This is a genomic window from Anaerostipes hominis (ex Lee et al. 2021) (genome assembly GCF_002270485.1).
In the GTDB taxonomy this organism is placed as follows: Bacteria; Bacillota; Clostridia; order Lachnospirales; family Lachnospiraceae; genus Anaerostipes; species Anaerostipes hominis.
Window position 1 is genome coordinate 39466 of the sequence record NZ_NQOG01000009.1, and the last position, 24071, is coordinate 63536.

Annotated in this window: 26 protein-coding genes; 19 read left to right on the forward strand and 7 right to left on the reverse strand. The window is 44.7% G+C overall.

Annotated features, from left to right (window positions below; translation table 11 throughout):
• Nucleotides 1–90: 90 nt before the first annotated feature.
• From rplU to rsfS, 8 genes are all read left to right on the forward strand, one after another.
• On the forward strand, nucleotides 91–399 hold the full coding sequence (gene rplU, locus CI597_RS09915; RefSeq protein ID WP_024727196.1) for a 50S ribosomal protein L21: 309 nt from the start codon (nucleotides 91–93) through the stop codon (nucleotides 397–399).
• A 15-nt stretch (nucleotides 400–414) separates the two neighbouring features.
• Nucleotides 415–741 (forward strand): ribosomal-processing cysteine protease Prp, encoded by a 327-nt coding sequence (locus tag CI597_RS09920; RefSeq protein WP_024727197.1) that lies wholly within the window; start codon nucleotides 415–417, stop codon nucleotides 739–741.
• 4 nt (nucleotides 742–745) lie between these two features.
• Complete coding sequence (rpmA, locus tag CI597_RS09925) at nucleotides 746–1027, forward strand: 50S ribosomal protein L27 (protein WP_006566702.1); 282 nt, start codon at nucleotides 746–748, stop codon at nucleotides 1025–1027.
• 99 nt (nucleotides 1028–1126) lie between these two features.
• Nucleotides 1127–2410: a GTPase ObgE gene (obgE, locus tag CI597_RS09930; RefSeq protein WP_024727198.1), complete on the forward strand. Its 1284-nt coding sequence runs from the start codon at nucleotides 1127–1129 to the stop codon at nucleotides 2408–2410.
• Nucleotides 2411–2419: 9 nt separating this feature from the next.
• Nucleotides 2420–2710 (forward strand): ribosome assembly RNA-binding protein YhbY, encoded by a 291-nt coding sequence (gene yhbY / locus CI597_RS09935; RefSeq protein WP_024727199.1) that lies wholly within the window; start codon nucleotides 2420–2422, stop codon nucleotides 2708–2710.
• A 29-nt stretch (nucleotides 2711–2739) separates the two neighbouring features.
• Nucleotides 2740–3345: a nicotinate-nucleotide adenylyltransferase gene (nadD, locus tag CI597_RS09940; protein WP_024727200.1), complete on the forward strand. Its 606-nt coding sequence runs from the start codon at nucleotides 2740–2742 to the stop codon at nucleotides 3343–3345.
• Nucleotides 3332–3904: a bis(5'-nucleosyl)-tetraphosphatase (symmetrical) YqeK gene (gene yqeK, locus CI597_RS09945; RefSeq protein WP_024727201.1), complete on the forward strand. Its 573-nt coding sequence runs from the start codon at nucleotides 3332–3334 to the stop codon at nucleotides 3902–3904. The genes nadD and yqeK overlap by 14 nt, the downstream gene beginning before the upstream one ends.
• On the forward strand, nucleotides 3901–4254 hold the full coding sequence (gene rsfS / locus CI597_RS09950) for a ribosome silencing factor (RefSeq protein ID WP_024727202.1): 354 nt from the start codon (nucleotides 3901–3903) through the stop codon (nucleotides 4252–4254). Before yqeK ends, rsfS begins: the two co-directional genes overlap by 4 nt.
• Nucleotides 4255–4560: 306 nt before the next feature.
• Here rsfS and lexA read toward each other — a convergent pair whose 3' ends face one another.
• Nucleotides 4561–5178 (reverse strand): transcriptional repressor LexA, encoded by a 618-nt coding sequence (lexA, locus tag CI597_RS09955; protein ID WP_024727203.1) that lies wholly within the window; start codon nucleotides 5176–5178, stop codon nucleotides 4561–4563.
• A 151-nt stretch (nucleotides 5179–5329) separates the two neighbouring features.
• On the opposite strand from lexA, the gene CI597_RS09960 reads away from it, so the two are divergent.
• Nucleotides 5330–5629, forward strand: a complete 300-nt coding sequence (locus CI597_RS09960) for a LysM peptidoglycan-binding domain-containing protein (protein WP_024727204.1) — start codon at nucleotides 5330–5332, stop codon at nucleotides 5627–5629.
• Between the two features lie 103 nt (nucleotides 5630–5732).
• On the opposite strand, the gene CI597_RS09965 is transcribed toward CI597_RS09960, so the two are convergent.
• Entirely contained in the window at nucleotides 5733–7214 is a 1482-nt protein-coding gene (locus CI597_RS09965) for an N-acetylmuramoyl-L-alanine amidase (RefSeq protein WP_024727205.1), read from the reverse strand.
• A 154-nt stretch (nucleotides 7215–7368) separates the two neighbouring features.
• Nucleotides 7369–8832 carry an N-acetylmuramoyl-L-alanine amidase gene (locus CI597_RS09970; protein WP_024727206.1) on the reverse strand — a complete coding sequence of 488 codons (1464 nt, stop codon included), beginning with the start codon at nucleotides 8830–8832 and terminating at the stop codon, nucleotides 7369–7371.
• A gap of 302 nt (nucleotides 8833–9134) precedes the next feature.
• Here CI597_RS09970 and CI597_RS09975 point away from each other — a divergent pair, with 302 nt between their 5' ends.
• From CI597_RS09975 to CI597_RS10020, 10 genes are all read left to right on the forward strand, one after another.
• A complete protein-coding gene (locus CI597_RS09975) occupies nucleotides 9135–9842 on the forward strand; it encodes an AzlC family ABC transporter permease (protein WP_024727207.1) in 708 nt (235 codons plus the stop codon).
• Nucleotides 9839–10156 (forward strand): AzlD domain-containing protein, encoded by a 318-nt coding sequence (locus tag CI597_RS09980; protein WP_024727208.1) that lies wholly within the window; start codon nucleotides 9839–9841, stop codon nucleotides 10154–10156. Before CI597_RS09975 ends, CI597_RS09980 begins: the two co-directional genes overlap by 4 nt.
• Nucleotides 10157–10172: 16 nt before the next feature.
• Nucleotides 10173–11255, forward strand: coding sequence for a 3-isopropylmalate dehydrogenase (gene leuB, locus CI597_RS09985; RefSeq protein WP_024727209.1), 1083 nt, complete (start codon nucleotides 10173–10175; stop codon nucleotides 11253–11255).
• Between the two features lie 84 nt (nucleotides 11256–11339).
• Complete coding sequence (ilvD, locus tag CI597_RS09990; protein ID WP_024727210.1) at nucleotides 11340–13010, forward strand: dihydroxy-acid dehydratase; 1671 nt, start codon at nucleotides 11340–11342, stop codon at nucleotides 13008–13010.
• 12 nt (nucleotides 13011–13022) lie between these two features.
• A complete protein-coding gene (ilvB, locus tag CI597_RS09995) occupies nucleotides 13023–14711 on the forward strand; it encodes a biosynthetic-type acetolactate synthase large subunit (protein ID WP_024727211.1) in 1689 nt (562 codons plus the stop codon).
• A gap of 18 nt (nucleotides 14712–14729) precedes the next feature.
• Entirely contained in the window at nucleotides 14730–15812 is a 1083-nt protein-coding gene (gene serC / locus CI597_RS10000; protein ID WP_024727212.1) for a 3-phosphoserine/phosphohydroxythreonine transaminase, read from the forward strand.
• 12 nt (nucleotides 15813–15824) lie between these two features.
• Nucleotides 15825–16985: a phosphoglycerate dehydrogenase gene (locus tag CI597_RS10005; protein ID WP_024727213.1), complete on the forward strand. Its 1161-nt coding sequence runs from the start codon at nucleotides 15825–15827 to the stop codon at nucleotides 16983–16985.
• Between the two features lie 11 nt (nucleotides 16986–16996).
• Nucleotides 16997–18082, forward strand: coding sequence for an aspartate-semialdehyde dehydrogenase (gene asd / locus CI597_RS10010; RefSeq protein WP_024727214.1), 1086 nt, complete (start codon nucleotides 16997–16999; stop codon nucleotides 18080–18082).
• A gap of 172 nt (nucleotides 18083–18254) precedes the next feature.
• Nucleotides 18255–19298: an Ig-like domain-containing protein gene (locus CI597_RS10015; protein ID WP_024727215.1), complete on the forward strand. Its 1044-nt coding sequence runs from the start codon at nucleotides 18255–18257 to the stop codon at nucleotides 19296–19298.
• 90 nt (nucleotides 19299–19388) lie between these two features.
• On the forward strand, nucleotides 19389–20249 hold the full coding sequence (locus CI597_RS10020; protein ID WP_024727216.1) for a mechanosensitive ion channel family protein: 861 nt from the start codon (nucleotides 19389–19391) through the stop codon (nucleotides 20247–20249).
• 42 nt (nucleotides 20250–20291) lie between these two features.
• On the opposite strand, the gene CI597_RS18530 is transcribed toward CI597_RS10020, so the two are convergent.
• Genes CI597_RS18530 through argH form a run of 4 tightly spaced genes read right to left on the reverse strand, consistent with a single transcriptional unit; the run spans nucleotide 20292 to nucleotide 23974 of the window.
• Nucleotides 20292–20633 (reverse strand): class I SAM-dependent methyltransferase, encoded by a 342-nt coding sequence (locus tag CI597_RS18530; protein ID WP_235824596.1) that lies wholly within the window; start codon nucleotides 20631–20633, stop codon nucleotides 20292–20294.
• The gene (locus CI597_RS18535; RefSeq protein WP_024727218.1) at nucleotides 20605–20853 is read right to left on the reverse strand and encodes an SAM-dependent methyltransferase; all 249 of its coding nucleotides are present in this window, start codon (nucleotides 20851–20853) and stop codon (nucleotides 20605–20607) included. Before CI597_RS18535 ends, CI597_RS18530 begins: the two co-directional genes overlap by 29 nt.
• Before the next feature lie 7 nt (nucleotides 20854–20860).
• Nucleotides 20861–22594 carry a hypothetical protein gene (locus tag CI597_RS10035; protein ID WP_024727219.1) on the reverse strand — a complete coding sequence of 578 codons (1734 nt, stop codon included), beginning with the start codon at nucleotides 22592–22594 and terminating at the stop codon, nucleotides 20861–20863.
• On the reverse strand, nucleotides 22595–23974 hold the full coding sequence (gene argH, locus CI597_RS10040; protein WP_024727220.1) for an argininosuccinate lyase: 1380 nt from the start codon (nucleotides 23972–23974) through the stop codon (nucleotides 22595–22597).
• Nucleotides 23975–24071: the final 97 nt, after the last annotated feature.

Here is a 24071-nt window from a genome sequence, read left to right on the forward strand (position 1 = left end):
GCTATACTGTAACAGTATGCCGCACAGCGAGGTATAAGAATCCATAAGGATCACCAAAGCTGGCGAGTTTGATTATAGGAGGTGCCATAGATGTACGCCATTATTGCAACAGGAGGAAAACAGTACAAAGTAAGCGAAGGTGATGTGATCAAAGTTGAGAAGCTTGACGCAGAAGTCGGAGCAAAGATTACTTTTGATAATGTTTTATTAGTTGGTGGAGATACTGTAAAGGTAGGAACACCGAACGTAGATGGTGCAAAGGTTGAAGCTTCAGTTGTAAGCGAAGGCAAAGACAAAAAAGTCATTGTTTACAAGTATAAGAGAAAAACCGGATACCATAAGAAAAATGGTCACAGACAATTATTCACACAAGTGAAGATCGATAACATTGTTGGATAATAAAGGACCGAGAGAATGACACAGATCACATTCTACCGGGACCATCAGGGAAAGCCTGCAGGCTTTCAGGCAAAGGACCATGCCGGATATGCGGAGGAAGGACAGGATATTGTCTGTGCCGCGGTATCTGCACTGGTCATTAACTTCCTGAATTCTTTTGAACAGTTGACAGAGGATGCCGGCACATGTCACACATCGGAAGACGATGCAGTGATTGAGTTCAGAGTTTCAGGGACATGTTCTGAAGAAGGACAGATTTTATTGGATTCTCTGGTTCTTGGGATAACCAACATTGAATCGGAGTATCGTCCATATATTCACGTAGTATTTGAGGAGGTGTAAGACAATGATGAAAATGAACCTTCAATTTTTCGCTCATAAAAAGGGAATGGGTTCCACAAAGAACGGAAGAGATTCTGAATCTAAGAGATTAGGTGCGAAAAGAGCTGACGGACAATTTGTAAAAGCTGGAAATATTCTTTACCGCCAGAGAGGAACAAAGATCCATCCGGGAGTCAACGTAGGACGCGGTGGTGATGATACTTTATTTGCATTGACAGATGGTATCGTGCGTTTCGAGAGAAAAGGCAGAGATAAGAAACAGTGTTCTGTACACCCAGTTGCATAGTTGTCGGCTAGTGTTTGTACAGGCAGACAGTTGAATGTTTAACGGCTTCAAATTTCACAATTTGGAGCCGTTTTTTTGAAAATCAGAAAGGAAAAGCCGATGTTTGCAGACAGAGCAAATATATATATCAGATCAGGAAAAGGCGGCAACGGCCATGTGAGTTTCCGAAGAGAGCTCTATGTGCCTAACGGCGGTCCGGACGGCGGTGACGGAGGACGCGGCGGCGACGTGATCTTCGCTGTGGATGAAGGGATGAATACCCTGGCTGATTACCGTCATAAACGAAAATATAAAGCAGGAGACGGCGAAGAGGGCGGAAAGAGACGCTGTCATGGTGCCGACGGACAGGATGTTGTGCTGAAGGTCCCGCCCGGAACGATCATAAAAGAGAAAGAAACAGGGAAAGTAATCCTTGATATGTCAAATAAAAAAGAACCGGTAGTGCTTTTAAAGGGAGGCCGCGGAGGGAAGGGCAATCAGCATTATGCTACGGCTGTGATGCAGGCACCCAAATATGCGCAGCCGGGAGGCAAATGCCAGGAACTTGAGGTGATCCTGGAACTGAAGGTGATCGCCGATGTGGGACTGATAGGTTTTCCAAATGTGGGGAAATCTACGTTCTTATCCAGGGTGACCAATGCAAGGCCGAAGATCGCAAACTATCATTTTACCACACTGAATCCTAATCTGGGTGTCGTTGATCTGGCCGGAGGAAAAGGGTTTGTCATCGCGGATATTCCGGGGATCATTGAGGGAGCGTCTGAGGGAGTTGGCCTGGGATTTGAGTTTCTCCGCCACATCGACAGGACGAAGGTCACAATCCACCTGGTGGATGCGGCTTCTGTGGAAGGCAGAGATCCAATTGCGGATATCAGGGCCATCAACGGCGAACTGGAAAAATACAATCCGGAGATCTTAAAGAGACCGCAGGTCATCGCGGCTAATAAGATCGATGCCATGACCGAAGAAGACCGGGAAACCGTGATGGATCTGCTGAAGGAAGAATTTGCAGAGAACGGTATCGAAGTATTTCCGATCTCGGCTGTCACCGGAGAAGGTGTCAAGGAGCTTTTGTGGCATGTAAGAAAGCTTCTGGACGAGCTTCCGGAAGGGGCAATGGAATTCGAGCAGGAATACGACTTAAGCTTTGAGGATGAAGAGGGAGGAATCACCGTAGCAAATCCGGAAGAAGGAGTCTTCACGGTGGAAGGTCCGAAGGTAGAGCGAATGCTCGGCTACACAAACCTGGAGTCAGAGCGCGGATTCGATTTTTTCCAGAAATTCCTGAAACGAAACGGTGTTCTTGAAGAACTGGAAGCCCTGGGAATCGAAGAAGGAGATACCGTAAAATTATATGATTTAGAATTTGATTATTACAAGTAAGGAGAAGCAATGACGAGTAAACAGAGAGCTTATTTGAAAAGCCTGGCGATGAAGATTGATCCTATATTCAGGATTGGGAAAGACAGCATATCCCCGGAATTGATCGAGGGAGTCAGAGAAGCCATAGATGCCAGGGAACTGATAAAGATCGCAGTTCTTCAAAACTGCATGGATGACCCGAAGGAAGTGGCGCAGACACTGGCCGAGCGTACCAGATCTGAAGTAGTACAGGTCATCGGGAAGAAGATCGTGTTATATAAAGAGTCCAGGGATCACAAGAAGATCCAGCTGCCGAAATAATATAAGGAGAAGGGCTTTTCGGAGGGATTATGAAGAAGATAGGAATTCTTGGCGGGACATTCAACCCAATCCATCACGGACACCTGATTCTCGGGCAGACTGCCCTTGAGGATTTTGGATTGGATAAGGTGCTGATCGTCCCGACCAAAAATCCGGCCTACAAAAAAATATCCAAAAATGTAGAGATCGAGGACCGTGTCAATATGGTCAGGATGGCCATAGAGAACCATCCCGGTTTTGAATTTTCTGACATTGAACTGGACAGGGAAGGATATACTTATACAGTAGATACACTGAGAAAGCTCACCAGACTGCATCCTGATGCAGACTACTATTTTATCATGGGTGCAGATTCTCTGTATCAGATTGAATCGTGGAAAGATCCAGGCCAGATCTTGTCAATGGCAACGATTTTGGTTGCATCCAGGAATGATTCCAGGAGTGCATTGGATGCGCAGATTGAATACATTCAGGATAAGTATCAGGGACGTATTTATCATTTGGACAGTCCGGATTTGGAGATCTCATCGAATGAGATCAGGAAAAGGGCATCCAGAGGACAGAGCATCCGGTATTTTGTGCCGGAAGAGGTCAGACTTTATATAGAAAGAAATGATTTGTATGGAACTCAATGAGATAAAGAAAAAGCTGTCGGGAAACCTGAAAGAGAGCCGTTATACACATACGCTAGGTGTGGCCTACACCGCATCTGCGATGGCAATGGCTCTGGGAGCGGACATTCAAAAGGCATTCAGGGCAGGGCTGCTCCACGACTGTGCGAAAGGGTATCCCATAGAACGGCAGATGAAACTCTGCAGTCAATATGGGATCATATTGACAAGAGAAATGAAAGAAAGTCCGCAGCTTCTTCATTCTGCACTGGCACCGTATATAGCAAGGGACTGCTACGGCAATGAGGATGCAGAGATTGCATCTGCGGTGGAATGTCATACAACCGGAAAGCCAGGAATGAGCCTTTTAGATAAGATTATATTTATCGCCGACTATATAGAGCCGGGCAGAAAGGACATACCGGGTCTTTCCGAGGCCAGGCGGCTTGCATTTTCGGATATCAACCAATGTCTTCTCAAAATAATTGAAAATACCATGCAGTATCTGAAAAGCAGGGATCAGGCGATTGATCCAAGGACGACAGAGACTCATGAATACTACAAGGAGGGTGATCACACATGAATCAGTCTTTAGAAATGACAAAAATTGCTTATAAAGCGTTAGAAGAAAAGCTGGCGGAGGAGATCAAGGTCTTAGACATCCGCTCGATCTCCGTCATTGCCGATTATTTTATCATAGCCAACGGAAAAAATAAGAATCAGGTGCAGGCCATTGTCGACAATGTACAGGATGCTTTGCAGAAAGCGGGATATGAGATGAAACAGATGGAAGGATATCAGAACGGAACTTGGGTTTTGATAGACTTCGGTGATATCGTGATCCATATTTTTGATCAGGAAAACCGTCTGTTTTATGATCTCGAGAGAATCTGGAAGGACGGAGTGGAAGTCTCTTTGGAAGAGGGAGAATAGCACTCTGCCAGAAGGCAAGAAGCGGGCGGACCGTTTTCAGTTATAACTTAGGACAAACTGCCGCATGAGCTGAGATATTTGGCTGTTCGGCAGTTTTTTTCATAGGTGAGACTTTGATAAACCTGGATCTTGTGAATGCAATGGGGTTTACAAGTTATTTTAAATCTGCCTCAGGAGCAAACCAAAGTAAGCTCTGCTGATCGGAAAGAAAAAGAAACTGTAGAGAAGGATGGACAGGAAAAAAGAAGAAAAGCCGAGGTGCTTTTCTTCTTTTTTGTTAAGATTATGTATAGTCTGGATGTCAGATTATGACATGCTGCGGTAAAGGCCGATGACCTTTCCTAAAATAGAAACTTCATCTACGATGATCGGGTCCATAAAATCGTTTTCCGGCTGAAGTCGGTAATGCCCGTCTTCTTTGAAGAATCGTTTGACTGTGGCGGAATCTTCTATAAGAGCTACCACGATGTCGTTATTTTCAGCGGAAGGAGTTTCCTCGACGATCACCATGTCACCGTCATAGATGCCGATATTGATCATGCTGTCGCCTTTCACATGGAGCATAAAGGTGCTTTTGGAGCCGATAAACTCAGGAAGCATGGGAAAGTAGTCTTCGATGTTCTCAGTGGCGATGATCGGTTCTCCTGCGGTCACGGTTCCTACTATAGGAATGTTCACAACCTCGCGCCTCGTGAGCTGGAAGTCATCGTCAATGATCTCAATGGCCCTTGGTTTTGTCGGATCTCTTCGGATATAGCCCTTGCGCTCTAAAGACTCCAAGTGGGAATGGACAGAAGAGGTGGACTTCAGACTGACAGCGGCACAAATCTCACGGACTGCGGGCGGATAACCCTTTTCCAGTATCTGAGATTTTATATATTCTAAGATTTGTTCTTGTTTTGGGCTCAGCTTTTGTTTGCTCATAATGTGCCTCCTTTATTTTCTTGCTATTATCTTACCATATATTACAGATTGAAACAAGTGTTCCCGAACAAATTTTCGGAAAGACGTTGACAAACGAACGCGCGTTCTTTATAATAGAATTATAAACAAATGTTCGATAGGAGGATGCGTTATGAAAACACTGAAGATAAAAGTTTTGATCACAGTCTTATTTATTGTTACGATTTTGGGTATCGCTGGCGCCGTTATGGCAGAGAGCCGGCAGGTGGCGGGAGCTGCCGACGGCAGAAAGAAGTATTTTACCAGTATCCGGATTAAAAAGGGAGACAGTCTTTGGAATATAGCAAAAAGCCGTATATCGGAGGAATACAGCTCTGTCGGTGAATATGTGGAAGAAGTATGCGAGACCAATCATATCTATGACGGCGAGATCAAGGAAGGTATGTACCTGGTTGTCCCATATTACAAATGACCCTGTGACGAGTATGAGGTTACGAATCGCTTCGGAAGTTAACATAAAAGGCCGGAACAACTTGGCATTGAGTTGTTCCGGCCTCCTGTAACAGATAAATTTCTTATCGTTTGCTCGGATACGTGGAAAAAGAGTTTACGATAGCGTTGTATACGGCTTTTCCATAGGTACCGGTATTGCTTTTCATTTTTTTTGCTTCTGCCTCGTTGGAGATGAAACCGATTTCTGTAAGACTGGAAGCAGTCTTTGTGTTTCTCAGGACAGCCAGTCCTGTCCGGTTTTTAAGTCCCCGGTTCGTAAAGCCTGTGGCAGGCCGCACATATGCATGGATCTTGTTTGACCAGTTATAACTGGTAAGACCTGAGGATGACTTATAACCTTTGGAGTTATAGAGAGTCTCTGTTCCGTGGGCGGAAGGAGTCGCTGAGTTTATGTGGACACTGATAAAACGGTCAGCCCCTACATTGTTTGCCAGATCTGAGCGGTATGACAAAGACGGATACCAGTCGGACAGCCGTGTGTAGTAGACTTTATATCCGGAATTCTTGTTAAAATATGATTTGGCAGACTGGACGATTTTGAGTGTCAGATCTTTTTCCCTGAGCCCGTTTCCGGTAGCTCCGGAATCAGACCCTCCGTGTCCCGCATCCAATACAACAATGCGGCTGTATATCTTCTTCGGTGAATCATACTTTACATAGATATAATCAGATGTCTGTGAGACTGCATAAGCCTTAATCACATCTTTTCTCGGACGGATATAGATATTCGTATAGCCGCCGCTGTATGTGACAGTATAGGAACGGAAGTACTTGTCCGTTTTTATGTAGCGGTTGGAACTGGAGCTAAAGTGTGTTTTATAGTTGCCCTTTACCTTGATGATCAGTCTGCGGTTGCTGTAATCATCTGATGTCGAGATAGCCGAAGATGAAAGTCCGCTTGGTTTCTTTATCCTCACACTGTAATTTGAGGCAGAAGCAGTGATCCTTGTTCCGGGCGTGATACTTGAAGTGCCTGAGCAAGAGGAGCCTGAACTGCTTCCAGAAGATGAGGAAGACAGACTCTTCGTTGTTATGAGACCGCTTTTCTGTGAGGAGCTCCACTTATAACTGTGTCCGAGTTTTGTGATACAGAATGCACCAGGCACATAGATATAATTCTTTTTACGTGCATAAGAATATACCTTTCTTGCCGGTGTAGGCATCTTGGTCTTCTTGCCGTTTACATAAGCATACATGCTGTCAAGAGTCATGACCACAGATTTGCTTCCCCGTTTCAGGGTTACTTTTTTTGTTTTGGATGAGTAGCTGTAAGACACCCCCAGGCTCTTTTGTTTTTCAAACAGCCAGTATGCTGAGTACATAGAAGTATTAGCCCGTGAAAATCCAGGAGCATAGGTCTTTACAATTGTGCCGTTGATTTTGACATTCCGGCATTTCTTTTTCTGCTTTTTTCCTGCAATCTTTAAGGTATAATATTTGCCTGCTTTTGGTACTGAGGCAGCTTGTACGGTGGATGCAGGGATCGTAGTTGCTGTTAGCATCATAATTGATAAATAAGCAATAGATTTTTTTAAATTATTCATACTTTTCCGTCCTTTCGCGTAAATTGTAACATAATCGTAATAAAAATGCAATGAATATATAAAAAATCCCATAATACTTTACTTTTTGGGGGATTCTCCAAAAGAAATATCATGGGATTTCAGCTGAGGTCATGATCACTGGCGTTCTGTGCAGCTAAAATGAGGCCAGGATTCCATCATAAAATGCTTTTCCGATCTTTGTATAATTGTTTTTCATGGAGGAAGCCTCCGTAGGATTGGATATGAACCCCACCTCTCCGAGCGTTGCTGCGGTTTTGGAGTAAGTCAGAACAGCAACCCCGTTGACACCAGGAACTCTTTGTTTTAATCCTCGGTCTGTAAATCCTGTTGCGCTTCTCAGTTTTTTGTGAACGTCCTTTGCCAGTGCTTTGCCGGTCAGGCTGCTGTAAGGAGAAGGAGCCTTTCCGCCTTTTGGATTGTAGAGGGTCTCAGTACCTTTGGCTGAATAACTGATCTTTCCTACATCATTGATATGGACACTGACAAACCGGTCTGCCCCTACGTTATTTGCCATCTGATACCGCTCTGACAGAGTTGGATACCAGTCAGAAAGTCTCGTGTAATAAACTTTATAATTGGCATTCCGATCAAAATAATACTTCGTTTTCTGTACAATGGAGAGGGTCATATTTTTTTCCTTAAGTCCGTTTCCTGTGGCGCCCGTATCGCTTCCTCCATGTCCTGCATCCACAACGATAACTCTCGAAAACATAGATTTCGGAGCCGCATACTTCACATAGATATAACTGGAATCCTGTGTGATGCTAAAGCCTTTGATGGAGCTTGTTTTCAGATAGATCTTGGTCTTTCCTCCGGTATAGGATACGGAATAGGTCAGACTATCCTTTATATTCCGGTTGGAAGAAGAGGAAAAATGGGTTTTATAATTGCCGTTGATATTTAATACTAGCCGTTTGTTCCAATAATCATCCTCAGAGGTGACCGCAGATGAAGACAAGCCGGCAGGTTTTTTCAGGCGGATTGAATAATTGCTGCTGCTTGCGGTGACTTTTGTTTTCGGTGCAACTACCCCGCCGGTAGACGGAGCTGTGGATGTGGGTGGAGCTGATCCTTGGCCAGATGAGGAAGAAGCTTTCATCACGCCGGATAAGAGCCGATTGTTCCAGGTATAGGAAATGCCGAGCTTTCCGGCAACAGTCTGTCCCGGCACCATAATATAATTTTTCTTTTTTGCCACATAGCGGACTTTTCTTGGGGCAGCGGGAAGTGTAAAAGATTTACCGTTTAAAGTGGCTTTTTTGCTGTCTAGGGTCATGACGACTGTCTTATTGCCTCTTTTAAAAGTAATTTTCTTTGTCTTGCTTGTATATTTATAAGAGGTACCTAAAGATTTGCACTTGCCAAAAATCCAGTAGGCAGAGTACATGGACGTGGAACCGTCCAAAAATCCGGGCATATTTGTCTTAATAACGGTGTTATTGTACCGGGCATTCAGAGCTTTCTTTGTATAGGTTTTTTTGTTGTGAGTATACTGTACTTTAAAAATGCTCCCTGCACTGATAGCAGAAGCCGGATGAATGCTTGCGGCAAGCATCATGGCGGAGAGGCCAGCGCAAAGAAGTGTCTTTCGATTCATATGTATTCCCCTTTTCCTTTTTTATTCTTTTTCTGCCATTATAATATATTTTTCTGTCTGAAACAATAGTGTAATAGGGAATGGTAAATTATGAAAGAAAATTATGGGCTAATTCAAATAATTTGTTATAAATCATGTTAAAACAACAAAAAGGTCCAGAGAATCACATATTCAATGAAAAAACTATTTTCAATCTATATTAAAATATGGTATTCTATTATATAAGTTCGCTTCGGGAGGGAGAGGGAACCCTCTATATTATAGAAGAAGAACAATCAATGAAATAGCGACAGGAGAAGAAAATGAAAGTAGAGAACAGCTTTCGCCGGGGAGCTTTGGATTCGATTCCGATAGCGCTTGCGTATCTGGCAGTTTCTTTTGCTTTTGGAATCGCCGGGAGTGCCAAGGGTGTTCCTGTCTGGGCGGTAACGCTCATATCTGCCACCTGCCTTACATCAGCAGGCCAGTTTGCAGGGCTGATTTCCATTACCGCAGGGGGAACTCTGATCGAGCTGGTCCTGTCTCAGGTTATCATCAACCTAAGATATTCTATCATGTCCATTGCGATTGGACAGAAGCTTGAATCGAGGACAAAACTTTGGAACAGATTTTTGATGGCATTCGGAGTGACCGATGAGATTTTTGCCATGGCCTGCGGCCGGAAAGGCGAGATAGGTCCAAAATACTTTTATGGACTCATGAGTTTTTCATGGCTCGCATGGACGCTGGGTACCTTTCTGGGGGCCACTGCAAGCGGGCTGCTGCCTCAGATGGTGATGAACGCACTGGGGATTGCCATCTACGGAATGCTGATTGCGATCATTATTCCGCCGTCAAAGCATAATAAAAATATAGTGGCAGTTATCATTGTATCTGTATGTTTTAGTTTATTATTTCATTATGTAAAACTGTTTTCTTTCATTTCCAGTGGATTTTCCATTATTCTCTGCACGCTGATTGCAGCGGGGGCAGGAGCTGTATTTTTTCCGGTGAAGGAGGAAGATGAATGAGTCTTTGGAGATTGTTTTTGTATATCATTGCAATGGCAGTGACTACATATCTTGTAAGAATGATTCCGCTGACGGTCTTTCAGAAAAAGATAACCAATCGTTTTTTTCGATCATTTCTTTTTTATGTGCCATATGCCGTTTTGGCTGCTATGGTCATACCGGCAGTGTTTTCAGCTACAAAGAGTTTTGGATCATCAATCACAGGTTTTGCGGCAGCGGTGATACTTTCATACAGAGAAATGAACATCGTCACAGTAGCCTGTTTAAGCTGTGCGGCAGCTTTGGCAGCGGAGATGATATCAGTGATATTATAAGGAAGAGGAGAAGACTATGAATTTTAATGTAGCAGTTATCAAAGGAGATGGGATCGGCCCTGAGATCGTAGAACAGGCTGTGAGAGTTCTGGATGCAGCGGCAGAGAAGTCGGGACATAAGTTTACATATAAACAGATTTTAATGGGAGGGGCATCCATTGACGTCTATGGAAAGCCTCTTACAGAGGAAACACTGGAAACTGCGGGAAACAGCGATGCAGTCTTGATGGGGTCTATCGGAGGCAATACCACCACATCGCCGTGGTACCGGCTGCCTGCTGAGCTTCGTCCGGAGGCAGGGCTTCTTGCCCTGAGAAAAGGATTAGGTCTGTTTGCAAACATCCGTCCGGCTTATTTATATGAAGAGTTAAAGAAAGCCTGTCCGTTAAGAGACGAGATCATCGGCGACGGTTTTGACATGGTGATCATGAGAGAACTGACAGGGGGACTTTATTTTGGCGAGAGAAGCACCGACGTGGTAGACGGCATCCGGGTAGCGAAGGATTCTCTGACATACAATGAAAATGAGATCAGAAGGATTGCAGTCAAAGCCTTCGATATCGCCCGCAAGAGAAAGAAACATGTTATCAGTGTTGACAAGGCCAATGTATTGGACTCTTCAAGACTCTGGAGACAGGTAGTGGAAGAGGTCGCAGAGGACTATGACGATGTAACTTACGAGCACATGTTGGTTGACAACTGTGCCATGCAGCTGGTCAATGACCCGAAACAGTTTGATGTGATCCTCACAGAGAACATGTTCGGCGATATTTTATCAGACGAGGCCAGTATGATTACCGGGTCCATCGGGATGCTTTCATCGGCCAGCCTTGGGGAGGGTAAATTCGGATTATATGAGCCGAGCCATGGTTCTGCCCCTGATATCGCAGGAAAAGATATTGCCAACCCGATTGCTACGGTCCTGTCGGCAGCCATGATGCTCAGATATTCGTTCGATCTGGATGCAGAAGCTGACATGATCGAAAAGGCAGTGAAGAAAGTGTTGGAAGACGGATACCGAACCGTGGATATCATGTCCGACGGAATGATCCAAGTGGGAACCAAAGCGATGGGAGATCTGATCATCGAAAGAATATAAGACAACATGATATAAAGTGCCAAAGGCATATAAAAAGCCTCCGGAATCCCGGAGGCATAGATAATATTTAGGAGGAAGTGCGATATGAGTAATACTTATACAAATGGAGAGAATTTTGCTCCTCAGAGATCGTTGTTTAACGCATTGGGCTATACCAAAGAAGAGATGGAAAAGCCGTTAGTCGGTATCGTCAGCTCATACAATGAGATCGTGCCGGGACACATGAACCTGGATAAGATCGTAGAAGCAGTAAAGATGGGAGTAGCTATGGCAGGCGGAACCCCGGTCGTCTTTCCGGCGATCGCAGTCTGTGACGGAATTGCCATGGGGCATATCGGAATGAAATATTCTCTTGTGACAAGAGATTTGATCGCGGATTCCACAGAGGCAATGGCACTGGCCCATCAGTTTGACGCCTTAGTCATGGTCCCGAACTGCGACAAAAATGTTCCGGGACTCTTGATGGCAGCGGCACGCGTCAATGTACCCACAGTGTTCGTCAGTGGCGGACCAATGCTCGCAGGACGTGTAAAGGGACAGAAAACCAGTCTGTCCAGCATGTTTGAGGCGGTGGGCTCATATGCTGCCGGTTCTATCTCGAAGGAAGAACTGGACGAATTTGAAAACAAGGCATGTCCGACCTGCGGTTCCTGTTCCGGGATGTACACGGCAAACTCTATGAACTGCCTTACTGAAGTGTTGGGTATGGGACTGAAAGGAAACGGAACCATCCCGGCAGTATATTCAGAGAGGATCAAGCTCGCTAAGCATGCAGGAATGAAAGTCATGGAGCTGCTTGAAAAGAATATCCGTCCGAGAGACATTATGACGGAAAAGGCATTTTTGAATGCGCTGACTGTTGATATGGCACTGGGGTGCAGCACAAACAGCATGCTCCATTTGCCGGCCATCGCCCATGAAGCAGGTGTGGAACTGAATCTGGAACTGGCAAACGAAATCAGTGCGAAGACGCCGAATCTCTGCCATTTAGCTCCGGCAGGCCATACTTATATAGAAGATTTAAATGAGGCTGGCGGCGTTTATGCAGTTATGAATGAATTAAATAAGAAGGAACTGTTACATACAGACCTGATCACCGCAACGGGAAAAACAGTGGCAGAAAACATTGAGGGATGCATCAACCGTGATCCCGAAGTGATCCGACCGGTGGAGAACCCTTACAGCGAAACAGGCGGAATTGCAGTGCTCAAAGGAAATCTTGCACCGGATTCCGGTGTGGTAAAACGTTCTGCCGTGGCTCCGGAAATGTTAAAGATGGAAGGGCCGGCCAGAGTGTTTGACTGTGAGGAAGATGCCATTGACGCGATCAAAGGCGGTGCGATCAAAGAGGGGGATGTGGTTGTCATCCGCTATGAGGGACCGAAGGGCGGACCGGGAATGCGGGAGATGCTCAATCCGACTTCAGCGATCATGGGCATGGGACTCGGCTCCAGCGTGGCTCTGATCACAGACGGACGTTTTTCAGGGGCTTCCAGAGGCGCATGCATCGGACACGTTTCTCCGGAGGCAGCGGTCGGCGGACCGATCGCCCTTGTGGAAGAAGGGGATACGATCTCCATCGACATCAATGCAAATTCACTGAATGTAAAAGTATCTGATGAAGAGATGCAGAGACGAAGAGAAAACTGGGTACCGAGAGAACCGAAGATCACAACCGGATATCTGGCAAGATATGCGTCTCTTGTTACTTCAGGAAACCGCGGTGCCATCTTAGAAATCAACCAGGACAAATAGAGAGGTATTCTTATGAAGCAATTGACGGGATCACAGATTGTTTTAGAGTGCTTGAAAGAGCAGGGGGTCAATACGGTTTTCGGCTATCCTGGCGGTGCCATCTTAAACATCTATGATGAATTATACAAGCAGCAGGACTGCTTTACCCATATTCTTACCGGACATGAGCAGGGCGCTTCCCATGCGGCAGACGGTTATGCCAGATCCACCGGAAAGGTAGGCGTGTGTTTTGCAACTTCCGGTCCGGGGGCGACAAATATTGTCACAGGGATTGCAACCGCATATATGGATTCTATCCCTGTGGTGGCGATTACATGTAATGTAGGAGTCAGTCTTCTCGGAAAGGACAGCTTTCAGGAAGTGGACATCACGGGGATCACTCTTCCCATCACAAAGCATAACTTTATTGTAAAGAATGTGGAAGACCTTGCAGACACGATCCGAAGGGCGTTCAGGATTGCCCAGACCGGAAGAAAAGGACCGGTCCTTATCGACATTCCGAAAGATGTGACGGCAGCAGTCACTAATTATAAAGCACAGAAGCCAAAAGAAATCAAGAGAAAGATTGATAATATCAAAGAAATGGATATCCGGCAGGCCATTAAACTGATCGAATCGTCCAAAAAACCGTTCATCCTCGTGGGCGGCGGAGCCGTGCTCTCGGACGCATCGGAAGAACTCAGGGAGTTCGTGGAAAAAGTTCACGCTCCGGTTGCCGATACGCTGATGGGCAAAGGCGCTTTTGACGGGACAGATGCCCTGTATACCGGTATGCTCGGTATGCATGGGACCAAAACTTCCAATCTGGGAGTCTCGGCCTGTGATCTGCTGATTGCCATCGGAACCAGATTCAGCGACAGAGTATTGGGCAATCCGGATTCTTTCGCAAAGAATGCAAAGATCCTGCAGATCGATATCGATCCTGCGGAGATCAATAAAAATATCATGGCACATACCCATATTATTGGTGATATCAAGGCTGTACTCACCATGGTAAACCGCAGGCTCGGCCAGCAGAATCATAACACCTGGGTGAAGAATGTCATGGTGGATAAAGTGAATTATCCGCTGATCTATGACAAATCGAAGCTTTCCGGCCCTCAGATTGTGGAGGTAATCTACGAGAGGACAAAAGGAGATGCCGTGATCGTTACCGAAGTGGGCCAGCACCAGATGTGGGCTGCACAGTTCTATAAATATAAAAAGCCGAGGACGTTCCTGACATCGGGAGGCCTGGGGACTATGGGATACGGTCTGGGAGCCAGCATCGGAGCGAAAGTGGGCAGCCCTGAAAAGACTGTTATTAATATCGCAGGAGACGGATGTTTCCGTATGAATTTAAATGAACTTGCAACGGCGACCAGATATAATATTCCGATCATTGAGGTCATTATCAACAACAGTGTGCTCGGAATGGTACGCCAGTGGCAGAACCTGTTTTATTCAGAGCATTATTCTTACACGACCTTCGAGGATCCAGTGGATTTTGTGAAGGTTGCGGAAGGCATGGGTGCGCTGGCGAAACGGGTGACGACTCTTGAAGAGTTTGAGTTTGCATTCGAGGAAGCACTCGAAGCAGGAAGACCGGTTGTTCTGGACTGTCATGTGGATCTGGACGATAAAGTCTGGCCGATGGTGAATCCAGGAGCCGCAATTCAGGAGGCATATACAAAAGAAGACTTGGAAAAAACAACAAAGTAAATTTGGAGGATTATGAAAATGACAAGAGTGTATAACTTTTCAGCAGGTCCGGCAGTGCTGCCGGAAGAAGTGTTAAAGGAAGCGGCAGAGGAGATGCTGGACTATAAAGGCTGCGGCATGTCTGTAATGGAGATGAGCCACAGATCCAAAATGTTCTCTGACATTATCGAGACGGCGGAAGCTGACTTAAGAGAATTAATGAACATTCCTGACAACTATAAAGTATTATTTTTACAGGGCGGAGCTTCTTCACAGTTTTCTGCGATCCCGATGAACCTGATGAGAAACAAAGAGGCAGACTTTATCATCACAGGCCAGTGGGCAAAGAAAGCGTATCAGGAAGCAAGCCGTTATGGAAAAGCGAACATTATCGCTTCATCCGAAGACAAGACTTTTACATATATTCCGGATTGTTCTGATCTGAACATTTCTGAAAATGCAGACTACGTGTATGTATGCTATAATAATACGATTTATGGAACCAAGTATCAGCAGGTGCCGGATACAAAAGGAAAGATTCTGGTTGCAGATATGTCTTCCTGCATCTTGTCTGAGCCGGTAAATGTGGAAGACTTTGGAGTAATCTACTTTGGAGTACAGAAAAATGTAGGACCTGCGGGAGTTGTAGTTGCAGTCATCCGAGAAGACCTGATCACGGACGATGTGCTTCCGGGAACACCGACCATGTTAAAGTGGAAGACTCATGCAGATGCAAAATCCTTATATAATACGCCTCCGTGCTACGGAATTTATATCTGCGGAAAAGTATTTCAGTGGCTGAAAAAACAGGGCGGACTTGAAGCAATGAAAAAGCACAATGAAGAGAAAGCAAAGATCCTCTATGATTTCTTAGACCAGAGTGAAATGTTTAAAGGAACTGTTGTAAAAGAAGACCGTTCTCTCATGAACGTTCCGTTTGTCACAGGTAATGATGAAATGGATGCCAAGTTTGTCAAAGAAGCAAAGGAAGCCGGATTTGAAAACTTAAAGGGACACCGCACAGTCGGCGGAATGAGGGCAAGTATTTACAATGCAATGCCGACAGAAGGCGTAGAGAAGTTAGTTGAGTTCATGAAAAAATTTGAAGAAGAAAACAAATAAGGGGTGTTGAGAATGTATACAGTAAAATGCTTAAACCCGATTTCAAACCGGGGATTGGATTTATTTACAAGCGAGTTCGAGGTAATTGATGATCTTAATGCTGCAGACGCAGTTTTAGTCCGCAGTGCATCTATGCATGATCTGGAAGTGCCGGATTCCATGCTTGCAGTGGCACGTGCAGGAGCAGGAGTCAACAATATTCCATTGAATGAATATGCAGAAAAAGGAATCACCGTTTTTAATACGCCGGGTGCCAATGCAAATGGTGTGAAAGAATTAGTAGTTGCAGGTCTTCTTTTAGCTTCCAGAGACATCATCGGTGGTGTGAACTGGGTAAAAGAGAATGCAAAAGAGGCAGATCTTGCAAAGATGATCGAGAAGAAGAAAAAAGCATTTGCTGGAAATGAGCTAAAAGGAAAGAGCATCGGTGTAATCGGGCTCGGAGCCATCGGTGTTCTGGTTGCGAATATCTGCAATCGTCTCGGCATGAATGTCTACGGATATGATCCGTATGTATCTGTTCGTTCTGCATGGAGCCTGTCAAGAATGGTAAACCACAGCAGTTCCTTAGACGAAATCTATGAGAAATGCGATTTTCTGACCATCCACGTTCCGTACATGGAGAGCACAAAGGGTATGATCGGAAAAGAAGCTGTCCAGAAGATGAAAGACGGAGCGACCATCCTAAACTTTGCAAGAGGTGAGCTGGTGGACGATCAGGCGGTACTGGACGGACTCGCATCCAAAAAGATTAAACATTATGTGACAGACTTCCCGAGACCGGCGGTGGCAGCGGCAGACGGCGTGATTACGATCCCTCATCTTGGGGCTTCCACTGAGGAATCTGAAGAAAACTGTGCGGAGATGGCAGTCGACCAGCTGATGAACTACCTGGAAAAAGGAAACATTGTAAACTCTGTCAACTATCCAAACTGTGATTTGGGAGATATCGAGGCAGAATGCAGGATTACGGTTCACCACAAGAACCTTCCGAACATGATCGGACAGCTTACATCAGCTCTGGCAGAAGAAGGATATAATATTGAAAACATGCTCAACAAGTCCAAAAAAGATTATGCTTATTCTATCTTTGATGTGGAGAAGCGCCCTTCAGAGAAAGTACTTTCAAAAATGAAGCAGATCGATGGTGTCATTCGTTTAAGAGTATTATAGAGGTGAAAAATATGAGAGAAAAATTGAGAGTCGGAATTCTTGGCGCTACCGGAATGGTAGGTCAGAGATTTATTTCCCTTCTGGAAAATCATCCCTGGTTTGAGGTGACTACGTTGGCGGCCAGCCCGAGATCCGCCGGAAAAACTTATGAAGAGGCAGTGGGTGCGCGCTGGAAAATGGACACCCCGATGCCGGAGACAGTGAAGAAGCTTGTTGTAAAAAATGTAAACGAAGTGGAAGAAGTAGCATCTGAAGTAGACTTTGTTTTCAGTGCGGTGGATATGTCAAAAGAAGAGATCAAGAAGATCGAAGAAGACTATGCAAAGACGGAGACCCCGGTAGTATCCAATAACAGTGCACACCGCTGGACGCCGGACGTACCGATGGTCGTGCCGGAAATCAACCCGGAACATTTTGATGTCATTGAAAGCCAGAAGAAACGTCTCGGCACAAGGAGAGGTTTCGTTGCCGTAAAGCCTAACTGTTCTATCCAGAGCTATGCACCGGTCCTCACCGCATGGAAGGAATTTGAACCGTATGAAGTAGTAGCGACTACATATCAGGCGATTTCCGGAGCAGGAAAGAATTTTACAGACTGGCCTGAGATGGTAGGAAATATCATCCCGTTTATCGGCGGAGAAGAAGAGAAGAGCGAGCAGGAGCCGCTTCGTCTCTGGGGACACATTGAAAACGGAGAAATCGTGAAGGCAGAGTCTCCGGTCATCACGACTCAGTGTATCCGTGTTCCGGTATTAAACGGACATACCGCGGCAGTATTTGTGAAGTTTAAGAAGAATCCTACAAAAGACCAGCTGATCGAAAAGCTTATAAACTTTAAGGGAATTCCTCAGGAATTAAGTCTTCCAAGTGCGCCGAAACAGATGATCCAATACTTAGAAGACGACAACCGTCCTCAGGTAAGCATGGATGTGGACTATGAAAATGGAATGGGCGTATCAATCGGACGTCTCAGAGAAGATACTGTCTATGATTATAAATTTGTAGGATTATCCCATAATACGGTCCGCGGAGCGGCCGGCGGAGCTGTTCTCTGTGCAGAGACTTTAAAAGCCAAGGGATTTATCGCAAAAAAATAATTTATATGTTTCAGAACCAGCCATTCATTTTTATGGCTGGTTTTTTCTTCCACAAATTTCCTCGATTGAGATGTTACAAATGTTACAAAAACAATTGTATTTGTTCACAATTTATATTATAATAAGGTTGTTTAAATGTAAAAACATTTTACGGGGACAAAGGGAGAGACAGATGAGCAAGAAAAGGATAAGATGGGGGATTTTAGGACTGGTACTGGGTCTGGCAGTTGCTTTTCCGGCAGGAGGGAAATTAAAGGCTGCTATGACAGTTGTAGAAGTAAAAAAGACAGGACAGGTCGTCGATGAGTTTCAGGGCGTAAATGCTGTGTACCGCCCGGGCAAATGGGACGGTGATGACAAGACCTACTCATGCGCGGCACTGATAAAGAAGTATTACCAAATCAGATGTGGATTTACACCGTACAATCTTTTACCAGGAAGAACACCTGTTGAGGACGAAAAGGGTGGAAATTTTAAAAAGGTTTCTACGCCAAAAGTAGGGGATATTGCGGCAAAAGACACACACTGGGCCATAGTACAGAATGTTTCAGGAAACAGTGTCACCTTATTGGAACAGAATTGGAAATGGACAGAAGGAAAGAAAACTTATGCCAAAGCAGACAGGGTTGTTTCAAAGAGTGAGATGAAGTATTTCCGCTATTATGATAAAAACGGAAAAGAAGTGTTAAATGGCAGCAGCAGTTCATCATCCTCTGTTTCAAAACCAAGAACCTTGTCCATCAATAGGACAAGTCTTAATGTCAAGACCAGAGCGACCGCAACGCTCACAGCTACAATCGGCAATAAGAGAAGTGGTGATACCGTCACATTCTCATCATCAAATAAAAAGATTGCCACGGTTTCATCCAGAGGGGTGATCACCGGAGTTAAAACGGGAACCTGTTATGTCACAGCTACGGTCAAGGGAACAAACCTTTCTAAAAAGTGTAAAGTATCAGTGTCATTGGGTTCCAGAAGCATCAAGCTGAATGCCAGCAGACTGACGTTGATCAAGGTAAAGAGTTACCCTCTAAAGGGTGTTATTTATAATAAGAGATCCAACGACAAGCTGAAGTACAAAACAAGCAATAAAAAGATTGCAACCGTTTCTTCCAAAGGCGTTGTGAAGAAAAAGAAGAAAAAGGGTACAGCAACGATCACCGCATGGATTCCGGGCACATCCACGAAGAAGACATGTAAAGTTACCGTAAAATAGAGTACATAGAGAAACACGCACTGCGTGTTTCTTCTGTTTTAAAGCGGAAGATATAAAAAATACTTATAAATAACAGGAGAAGAACATAAGATGATAGCATCAAGCGTGAATTGGAATGTCGTATTGAATCATTATACAGATCAGATTTTAGATTTTGCACTGAATATATTAGTGGCACTGATTATTATCGGTGTCGGGTTTAAGCTGAGCAAATGGCTGGTTTCCCTGTTCCGGAAAGGAATGGAGAAGCGGAAAGTAGATCTTGGAGTTGTAACCTTCAGCTGTTCCTTCCTGAAAATTGCCCTGAGGTGCATTGTCATTTTCATGGCAGTAGAGCGTTTGGGAGTGAAGGGGACGTCCATTGTGGCTCTGTTCGGATCAGCCGGTGTTGCCGTAGGTCTGGCCCTGCAGGGGAGTCTCTCCAATATTGCGGGCGGAGTGCTTCTTCTGATTCTGAAACCATTTCAGGTGGGAGATTATATTGTGGTGGACGGTACGGGCTGTGAAGGTGAAGTGGCATCCATGGACATTTTCTACACAAAGCTCAAGACCGTGGACAATCGGGTCATCGTGATCCCAAACGGAACACTGAGCAACAGCAATTTGATTAATAACACAAAGCAGGACAGCAGGCTGATCGATTTAAAGATTGGAATCGCCTATGACAGTGATATTCAGAAAGTAAAAGAGACGATGCTTCATGTGGCAAAAAAAGAGCACATGACACAGGATGAGAACATTCAGGTGTTTGTCAGCGATCTGGCCGACAGTTCCGTCATCATGGGACTGAGAGCATGGGTGTCCACGGAGGTCTACGTGTCCACCAAGTGGTCTTTGCTGGAACATATCAAAGATGCCTTTGACCGGGAAGGCATTGAAATTCCTTACAACAAACTGGATGTCAATGTAGTGGAGATGAAAGGAACGGATCAGGAACAGAGTACAGTGTAAAGCCAGTATGATACACAATAAGAGAGGGAGAATATCTGCGGATTACAGATATTCTTCCTCATTTTTGATTTTATGAAACAAAAGATTGTTTACCTTTTCGGTGATCCAGATTTCATCTTTTGTAATTTCTATATCATAGCCGGCAGTGACCTGCGGATCAAACCTGTGTACTATTTGATCGAATTCAGGGGCATCCTTCTTTTTCTTAGGAAACCGTATATGACTTTCAAAGCCGTCTGTATAATGAAAACCTGTCAATTCGCCGAGTTTAAGCCACTCCTCTTTTGTATAGAACTTGATATGTCCGTCTTTTTTTATCTGCATATTTCCGTTTGGTTTCAATACCCTGTGGATTTCATGAAAAGCATCGGTAATCTCCGGCAACTTCTGCCGCAGGATAATTCCCGGCAATGGGAAAAGCCAGATAGCCTGTCCCAGTGCCGAGATCAAGAACATTCATTCCAGGGCTTATATTCAGGAAATTTAGGATCAACTCCAGATGCTTTTGGTCCTGGGTCTGTTTATTGTAAAAGGTTCCTGTCTTAAAACTTTCTTCAAATCCTTTTTTTGTACTTTCGATGCTCTCATATGAATCACGTTTCATTGTATATTCACCTCTGAAATTTCTTTATCTGTTCCTGTAATTTTTCCTTTGTTCTTTTCAGCCAGCAGAGGACCGAATTCTGTTTGATATAAATAAGGATTCCGGCAACGAGCAGAAGGATTAGAGGCAGAAGGAATTTCAGTACATTTAATACGAAATGATCCGAGGTGCTTCCTTCATAGTTTAAAGTAAAAGAATCGCCTGTGAGTTCTACCTTATGGATAGAAGCAACTGTTTCGTCTCCCTCCATCAGGGCAGAGACCGGTTTATCCGCTACGTTCTGTGCCATTTTTATGTTTTTGTAATGATCTGCGGTCACAGAAATATCGGCAGAGGAATCTTTGCTCACGGAGGCAAAAGTGAAAGTGCCTTTGGCTTTCTTATTGTTCAGATGCAGTCTGAATTTTCCGGTATAGCCGGATGTCTGCCCGCGGAAAAGGGACTTCTTTGTCTCATAGGAAGAAGAACTGCCCTTCCAGATCTTTTTCAAGTCTGCATCACACTGGTTCACGGTACCCTTCTGTGTGAAAGAAAGGCGATAATCATCTTCTTTGTCCAGTGAAACATTGGAGACAGTACTGCCCATAAAGGCTTCTTTGAGTTTTGCAAGTTCCCGTTTGTTGCAGACAGAAGAGAAAATAAGGCTGAAACTCCTTCGGATATCGTTTTTATTCTTGTAGACTTCTGCAATCTCATATTTTCTCACCGGCTGTCCAAAGGAAGATGAGAAATTTACTTTCTTTTTGCCTGTTTTTCCGTCGATCAGAGTCTGTTCGCCGCTGCCGGAATAGGCGGCATTGGAAATATGAGTGTAGGTGACGGGAACCTTTCCGGTTTCGTCTGCAAAGTTTTTAAAATCTAATGTCTCTTCATAATCCAGGAGAAATTTAAACGGGCTGCCGCTCTTTGTCTCCACCCGGTACGTGCCTCCCGTATCTGATGTGTGCAGCACCTTTCGTGTGACGGCGCACAGATCGGAAAAATTGTCTTTGGTAAAGGTGATGACCAGAGTCTTTCCGTCTTTTTCATTTTTCCAGCGTTTTTCATAGGAGGAGCCGGAAAAATAGCTGCTGATGGCAGAAGAGTGCTTTTCCAGCGTTTCTTTCGGGAGCCGGATGGAAATAGTCCTTTTGAGTTTTCTGCTGCTTGTCTCCCGGGTTTTTATATCAATGGAGGAGACAGGTACATAAGTCATTTCGTTAATACTGATCTTTTCATCGGTCTCGTACTTTTTTCCTGCGAACGTAAATTCTGTGCTCTTCAGGTTCCACAGGTCATTGACAGATTTCTGATCCACATACCCCTTCTCATAGAGAGCTGTATAGAGCCAGGACATCAGATCTTTCGTGGAGAAATTTTCTGAATAGCGAAGTCCCTTTGCAAACGGAGAATCTGCATAGCTGTAACTGATCTCCGGGGCAAAATTCAGCAGGGACTCGACTTTTTTTCTGTAATCTTTCAGGGAAGAAAAGTCCATGCGGAAGGTGTAGACCGTGTCGTCTTTTTCCGTGGTCTGCTTATAGACAAGGGCTTTCGGGCAGGCATCCCGTATGACCTTGTCTAAATCTTTTTTGGAACCGGAAAAATATCTTGCCAGATCGGCAGAACTGACCGTACAGGTCATGAGCCTGTGTCCGGAAAAATCTTTATTCAGTTCCATGCGGCTGTTCAGCTCGAGTCCGCATCCCCACAAAAAAATGAGAGAGAACAGCATAAGAGACAGCAAACATTTCTTTTTCATTTACAATTCCTTTAAATATGCTTCGTTTATTTTGATTACTTTTTTCATCGCATCCTGTCCCGGAGCTCCGATGGTATTTCGCTTTTCTACGCAGGTCTTCATGCTGATCGCATCATAAATATCTTCCTCAAAGGCAGGGCTGATCTCCTGATATTCCTCAAGAGAGAGCTCATCCAGGGAAATGCCTTTTTCAATACATAAAAGCACCAGCTGACCTACGATACCGTGAGCGTCCCGGAACGGAACCCCGTGATTTACGAGATAATCCGCAGCATCGGTGGCATTAGTAAAGCCGTTCTTTGCGCTGCTTTCCATGCGGTCTCTGTGAAACGTCATCGTTTTTATCATTCCTGTGAACAGGCTTAAACACCCTTTCACCGTGTCAATGGCATCGAAAGTATATTCTTTATCTTCCTGCATGTCTTTGTTATAGGCCAGCGGAATTCCCTTCATAGTCGTGAGGATGGAATTAAGAGCCGCATAGACACGGCCGGTCTTTCCGCGTACCAGCTCTGCGATATCCGGGTTTTTCTTCTGCGGCATAATGCTGCTTCCGGTACTGAATCCGTCATCGATGGACACAAATTGGTATTCATTGGAATTCCATATGATGATCTCTTCGCTGAACCGGCTTAAATGCATCATAACAGTTGAAAGAGCAGATAATAGTTCTATGATATAATCCCGGTCGGAAACAGAATCCATGCTGTTCAAGGTCGGCCCGTAAAAGTCCAGAAGATCTGCGGTCATTTTTCTGTCCAGCGGATAGGTTGTCCCGGCCAGTGCTCCTGAGCCTAATGGACAGTAGTTCATTCTCTCATAAATATCTGTAAGGCGGGAGTAGTCCCTTTTAAACATCTCCATATAAGCGCCCACGTGATGAGCAAGTGTTACCGGCTGTGCCTTCTGCAGATGTGTAAAGCCGGGCATAAATGTATCAAGATTATCTTTCATAATCTGATGCAGATTCTCCATCAGGTCCTTTAAAAGTTCCTTGAGAGAGGTGATTTCATCTCTGGTGTAAAGTTTCATGTCCAGAGCTACCTGATCGTTTCGGCTTCTTCCGGTGTGAAGCTTCTTTCCGGCATCGCCGATGCGGTCGATTAAGTTGGCTTCCACAAAACTGTGAATGTCTTCATACTCACTTGTGATCTCAATGGCTCCTGACTCGATGTCCGAGAGGATACCGTTTAAACCGCCGATGATCAGGTCTCTCTCAGCCGCTGTGAGAACACCGATACTTTCAAGCATAGTAACGTGTGCAATGCTGCCCTCTATATCCTGGCGGTAAAATTTCTGGTCAAATCCGATGGATGCATTGAAGTTGTAAACCAGCTGGTCGGTTTCTTTGGTGAATCTGCCACCCCATAATTGTGCCATATGTATTTCCTCATTTCTTATTATTTTGTCTTTTGATAAATTCTAACCATAATATTTTACACTATAAATGCAATATTTACTATATTTTTATTGGAAA

Excerpts from the sequence above, each read along its gene's own strand:
- rplU (WP_024727196.1), top strand. The coding sequence starts at position 91 with ATGTACGCCATTATTGCAACAGGAGGAAAACAGTACAAAGTAAGCGAA.
- CI597_RS09960 (WP_024727204.1), top strand. The coding sequence starts at position 5,330 with ATGAAAACACTGAAGATAAAAGTTTTGATCACAGTCTTATTTATTGTT.
- CI597_RS10015 (WP_024727215.1), top strand. The coding sequence starts at position 18,255 with ATGAGCAAGAAAAGGATAAGATGGGGGATTTTAGGACTGGTACTGGGT.
- CI597_RS09920 (WP_024727197.1), top strand. The coding sequence starts at position 415 with ATGACACAGATCACATTCTACCGGGACCATCAGGGAAAGCCTGCAGGC.
- yqeK (WP_024727201.1), top strand. The coding sequence starts at position 3,332 with ATGGAACTCAATGAGATAAAGAAAAAGCTGTCGGGAAACCTGAAAGAG.
- leuB (WP_024727209.1), top strand. The coding sequence starts at position 10,173 with ATGAATTTTAATGTAGCAGTTATCAAAGGAGATGGGATCGGCCCTGAG.
- CI597_RS09970 (WP_024727206.1), bottom strand. The coding sequence starts at position 8,832 with ATGAATCGAAAGACACTTCTTTGCGCTGGCCTCTCCGCCATGATGCTT.
- yhbY (WP_024727199.1), top strand. The coding sequence starts at position 2,420 with ATGACGAGTAAACAGAGAGCTTATTTGAAAAGCCTGGCGATGAAGATT.
- asd (WP_024727214.1), top strand. The coding sequence starts at position 16,997 with ATGAGAGAAAAATTGAGAGTCGGAATTCTTGGCGCTACCGGAATGGTA.
- serC (WP_024727212.1), top strand. The coding sequence starts at position 14,730 with ATGACAAGAGTGTATAACTTTTCAGCAGGTCCGGCAGTGCTGCCGGAA.
- CI597_RS18535 (WP_024727218.1), bottom strand. The coding sequence starts at position 20,853 with ATGAAACGTGATTCATATGAGAGCATCGAAAGTACAAAAAAAGGATTT.
- CI597_RS10005 (WP_024727213.1), top strand. The coding sequence starts at position 15,825 with ATGTATACAGTAAAATGCTTAAACCCGATTTCAAACCGGGGATTGGAT.
- rsfS (WP_024727202.1), top strand. The coding sequence starts at position 3,901 with ATGAATCAGTCTTTAGAAATGACAAAAATTGCTTATAAAGCGTTAGAA.
- ilvD (WP_024727210.1), top strand. The coding sequence starts at position 11,340 with ATGAGTAATACTTATACAAATGGAGAGAATTTTGCTCCTCAGAGATCG.
- nadD (WP_024727200.1), top strand. The coding sequence starts at position 2,740 with ATGAAGAAGATAGGAATTCTTGGCGGGACATTCAACCCAATCCATCAC.
- CI597_RS10035 (WP_024727219.1), bottom strand. The coding sequence starts at position 22,594 with ATGAAAAAGAAATGTTTGCTGTCTCTTATGCTGTTCTCTCTCATTTTT.
- argH (WP_024727220.1), bottom strand. The coding sequence starts at position 23,974 with ATGGCACAATTATGGGGTGGCAGATTCACCAAAGAAACCGACCAGCTG.
- lexA (WP_024727203.1), bottom strand. The coding sequence starts at position 5,178 with ATGAGCAAACAAAAGCTGAGCCCAAAACAAGAACAAATCTTAGAATAT.
- CI597_RS09965 (WP_024727205.1), bottom strand. The coding sequence starts at position 7,214 with ATGAATAATTTAAAAAAATCTATTGCTTATTTATCAATTATGATGCTA.
- CI597_RS10020 (WP_024727216.1), top strand. The coding sequence starts at position 19,389 with ATGATAGCATCAAGCGTGAATTGGAATGTCGTATTGAATCATTATACA.
- rpmA (WP_006566702.1), top strand. The coding sequence starts at position 746 with ATGATGAAAATGAACCTTCAATTTTTCGCTCATAAAAAGGGAATGGGT.
- CI597_RS09975 (WP_024727207.1), top strand. The coding sequence starts at position 9,135 with ATGAAAGTAGAGAACAGCTTTCGCCGGGGAGCTTTGGATTCGATTCCG.
- CI597_RS09980 (WP_024727208.1), top strand. The coding sequence starts at position 9,839 with ATGAGTCTTTGGAGATTGTTTTTGTATATCATTGCAATGGCAGTGACT.
- obgE (WP_024727198.1), top strand. The coding sequence starts at position 1,127 with ATGTTTGCAGACAGAGCAAATATATATATCAGATCAGGAAAAGGCGGC.
- ilvB (WP_024727211.1), top strand. The coding sequence starts at position 13,023 with ATGAAGCAATTGACGGGATCACAGATTGTTTTAGAGTGCTTGAAAGAG.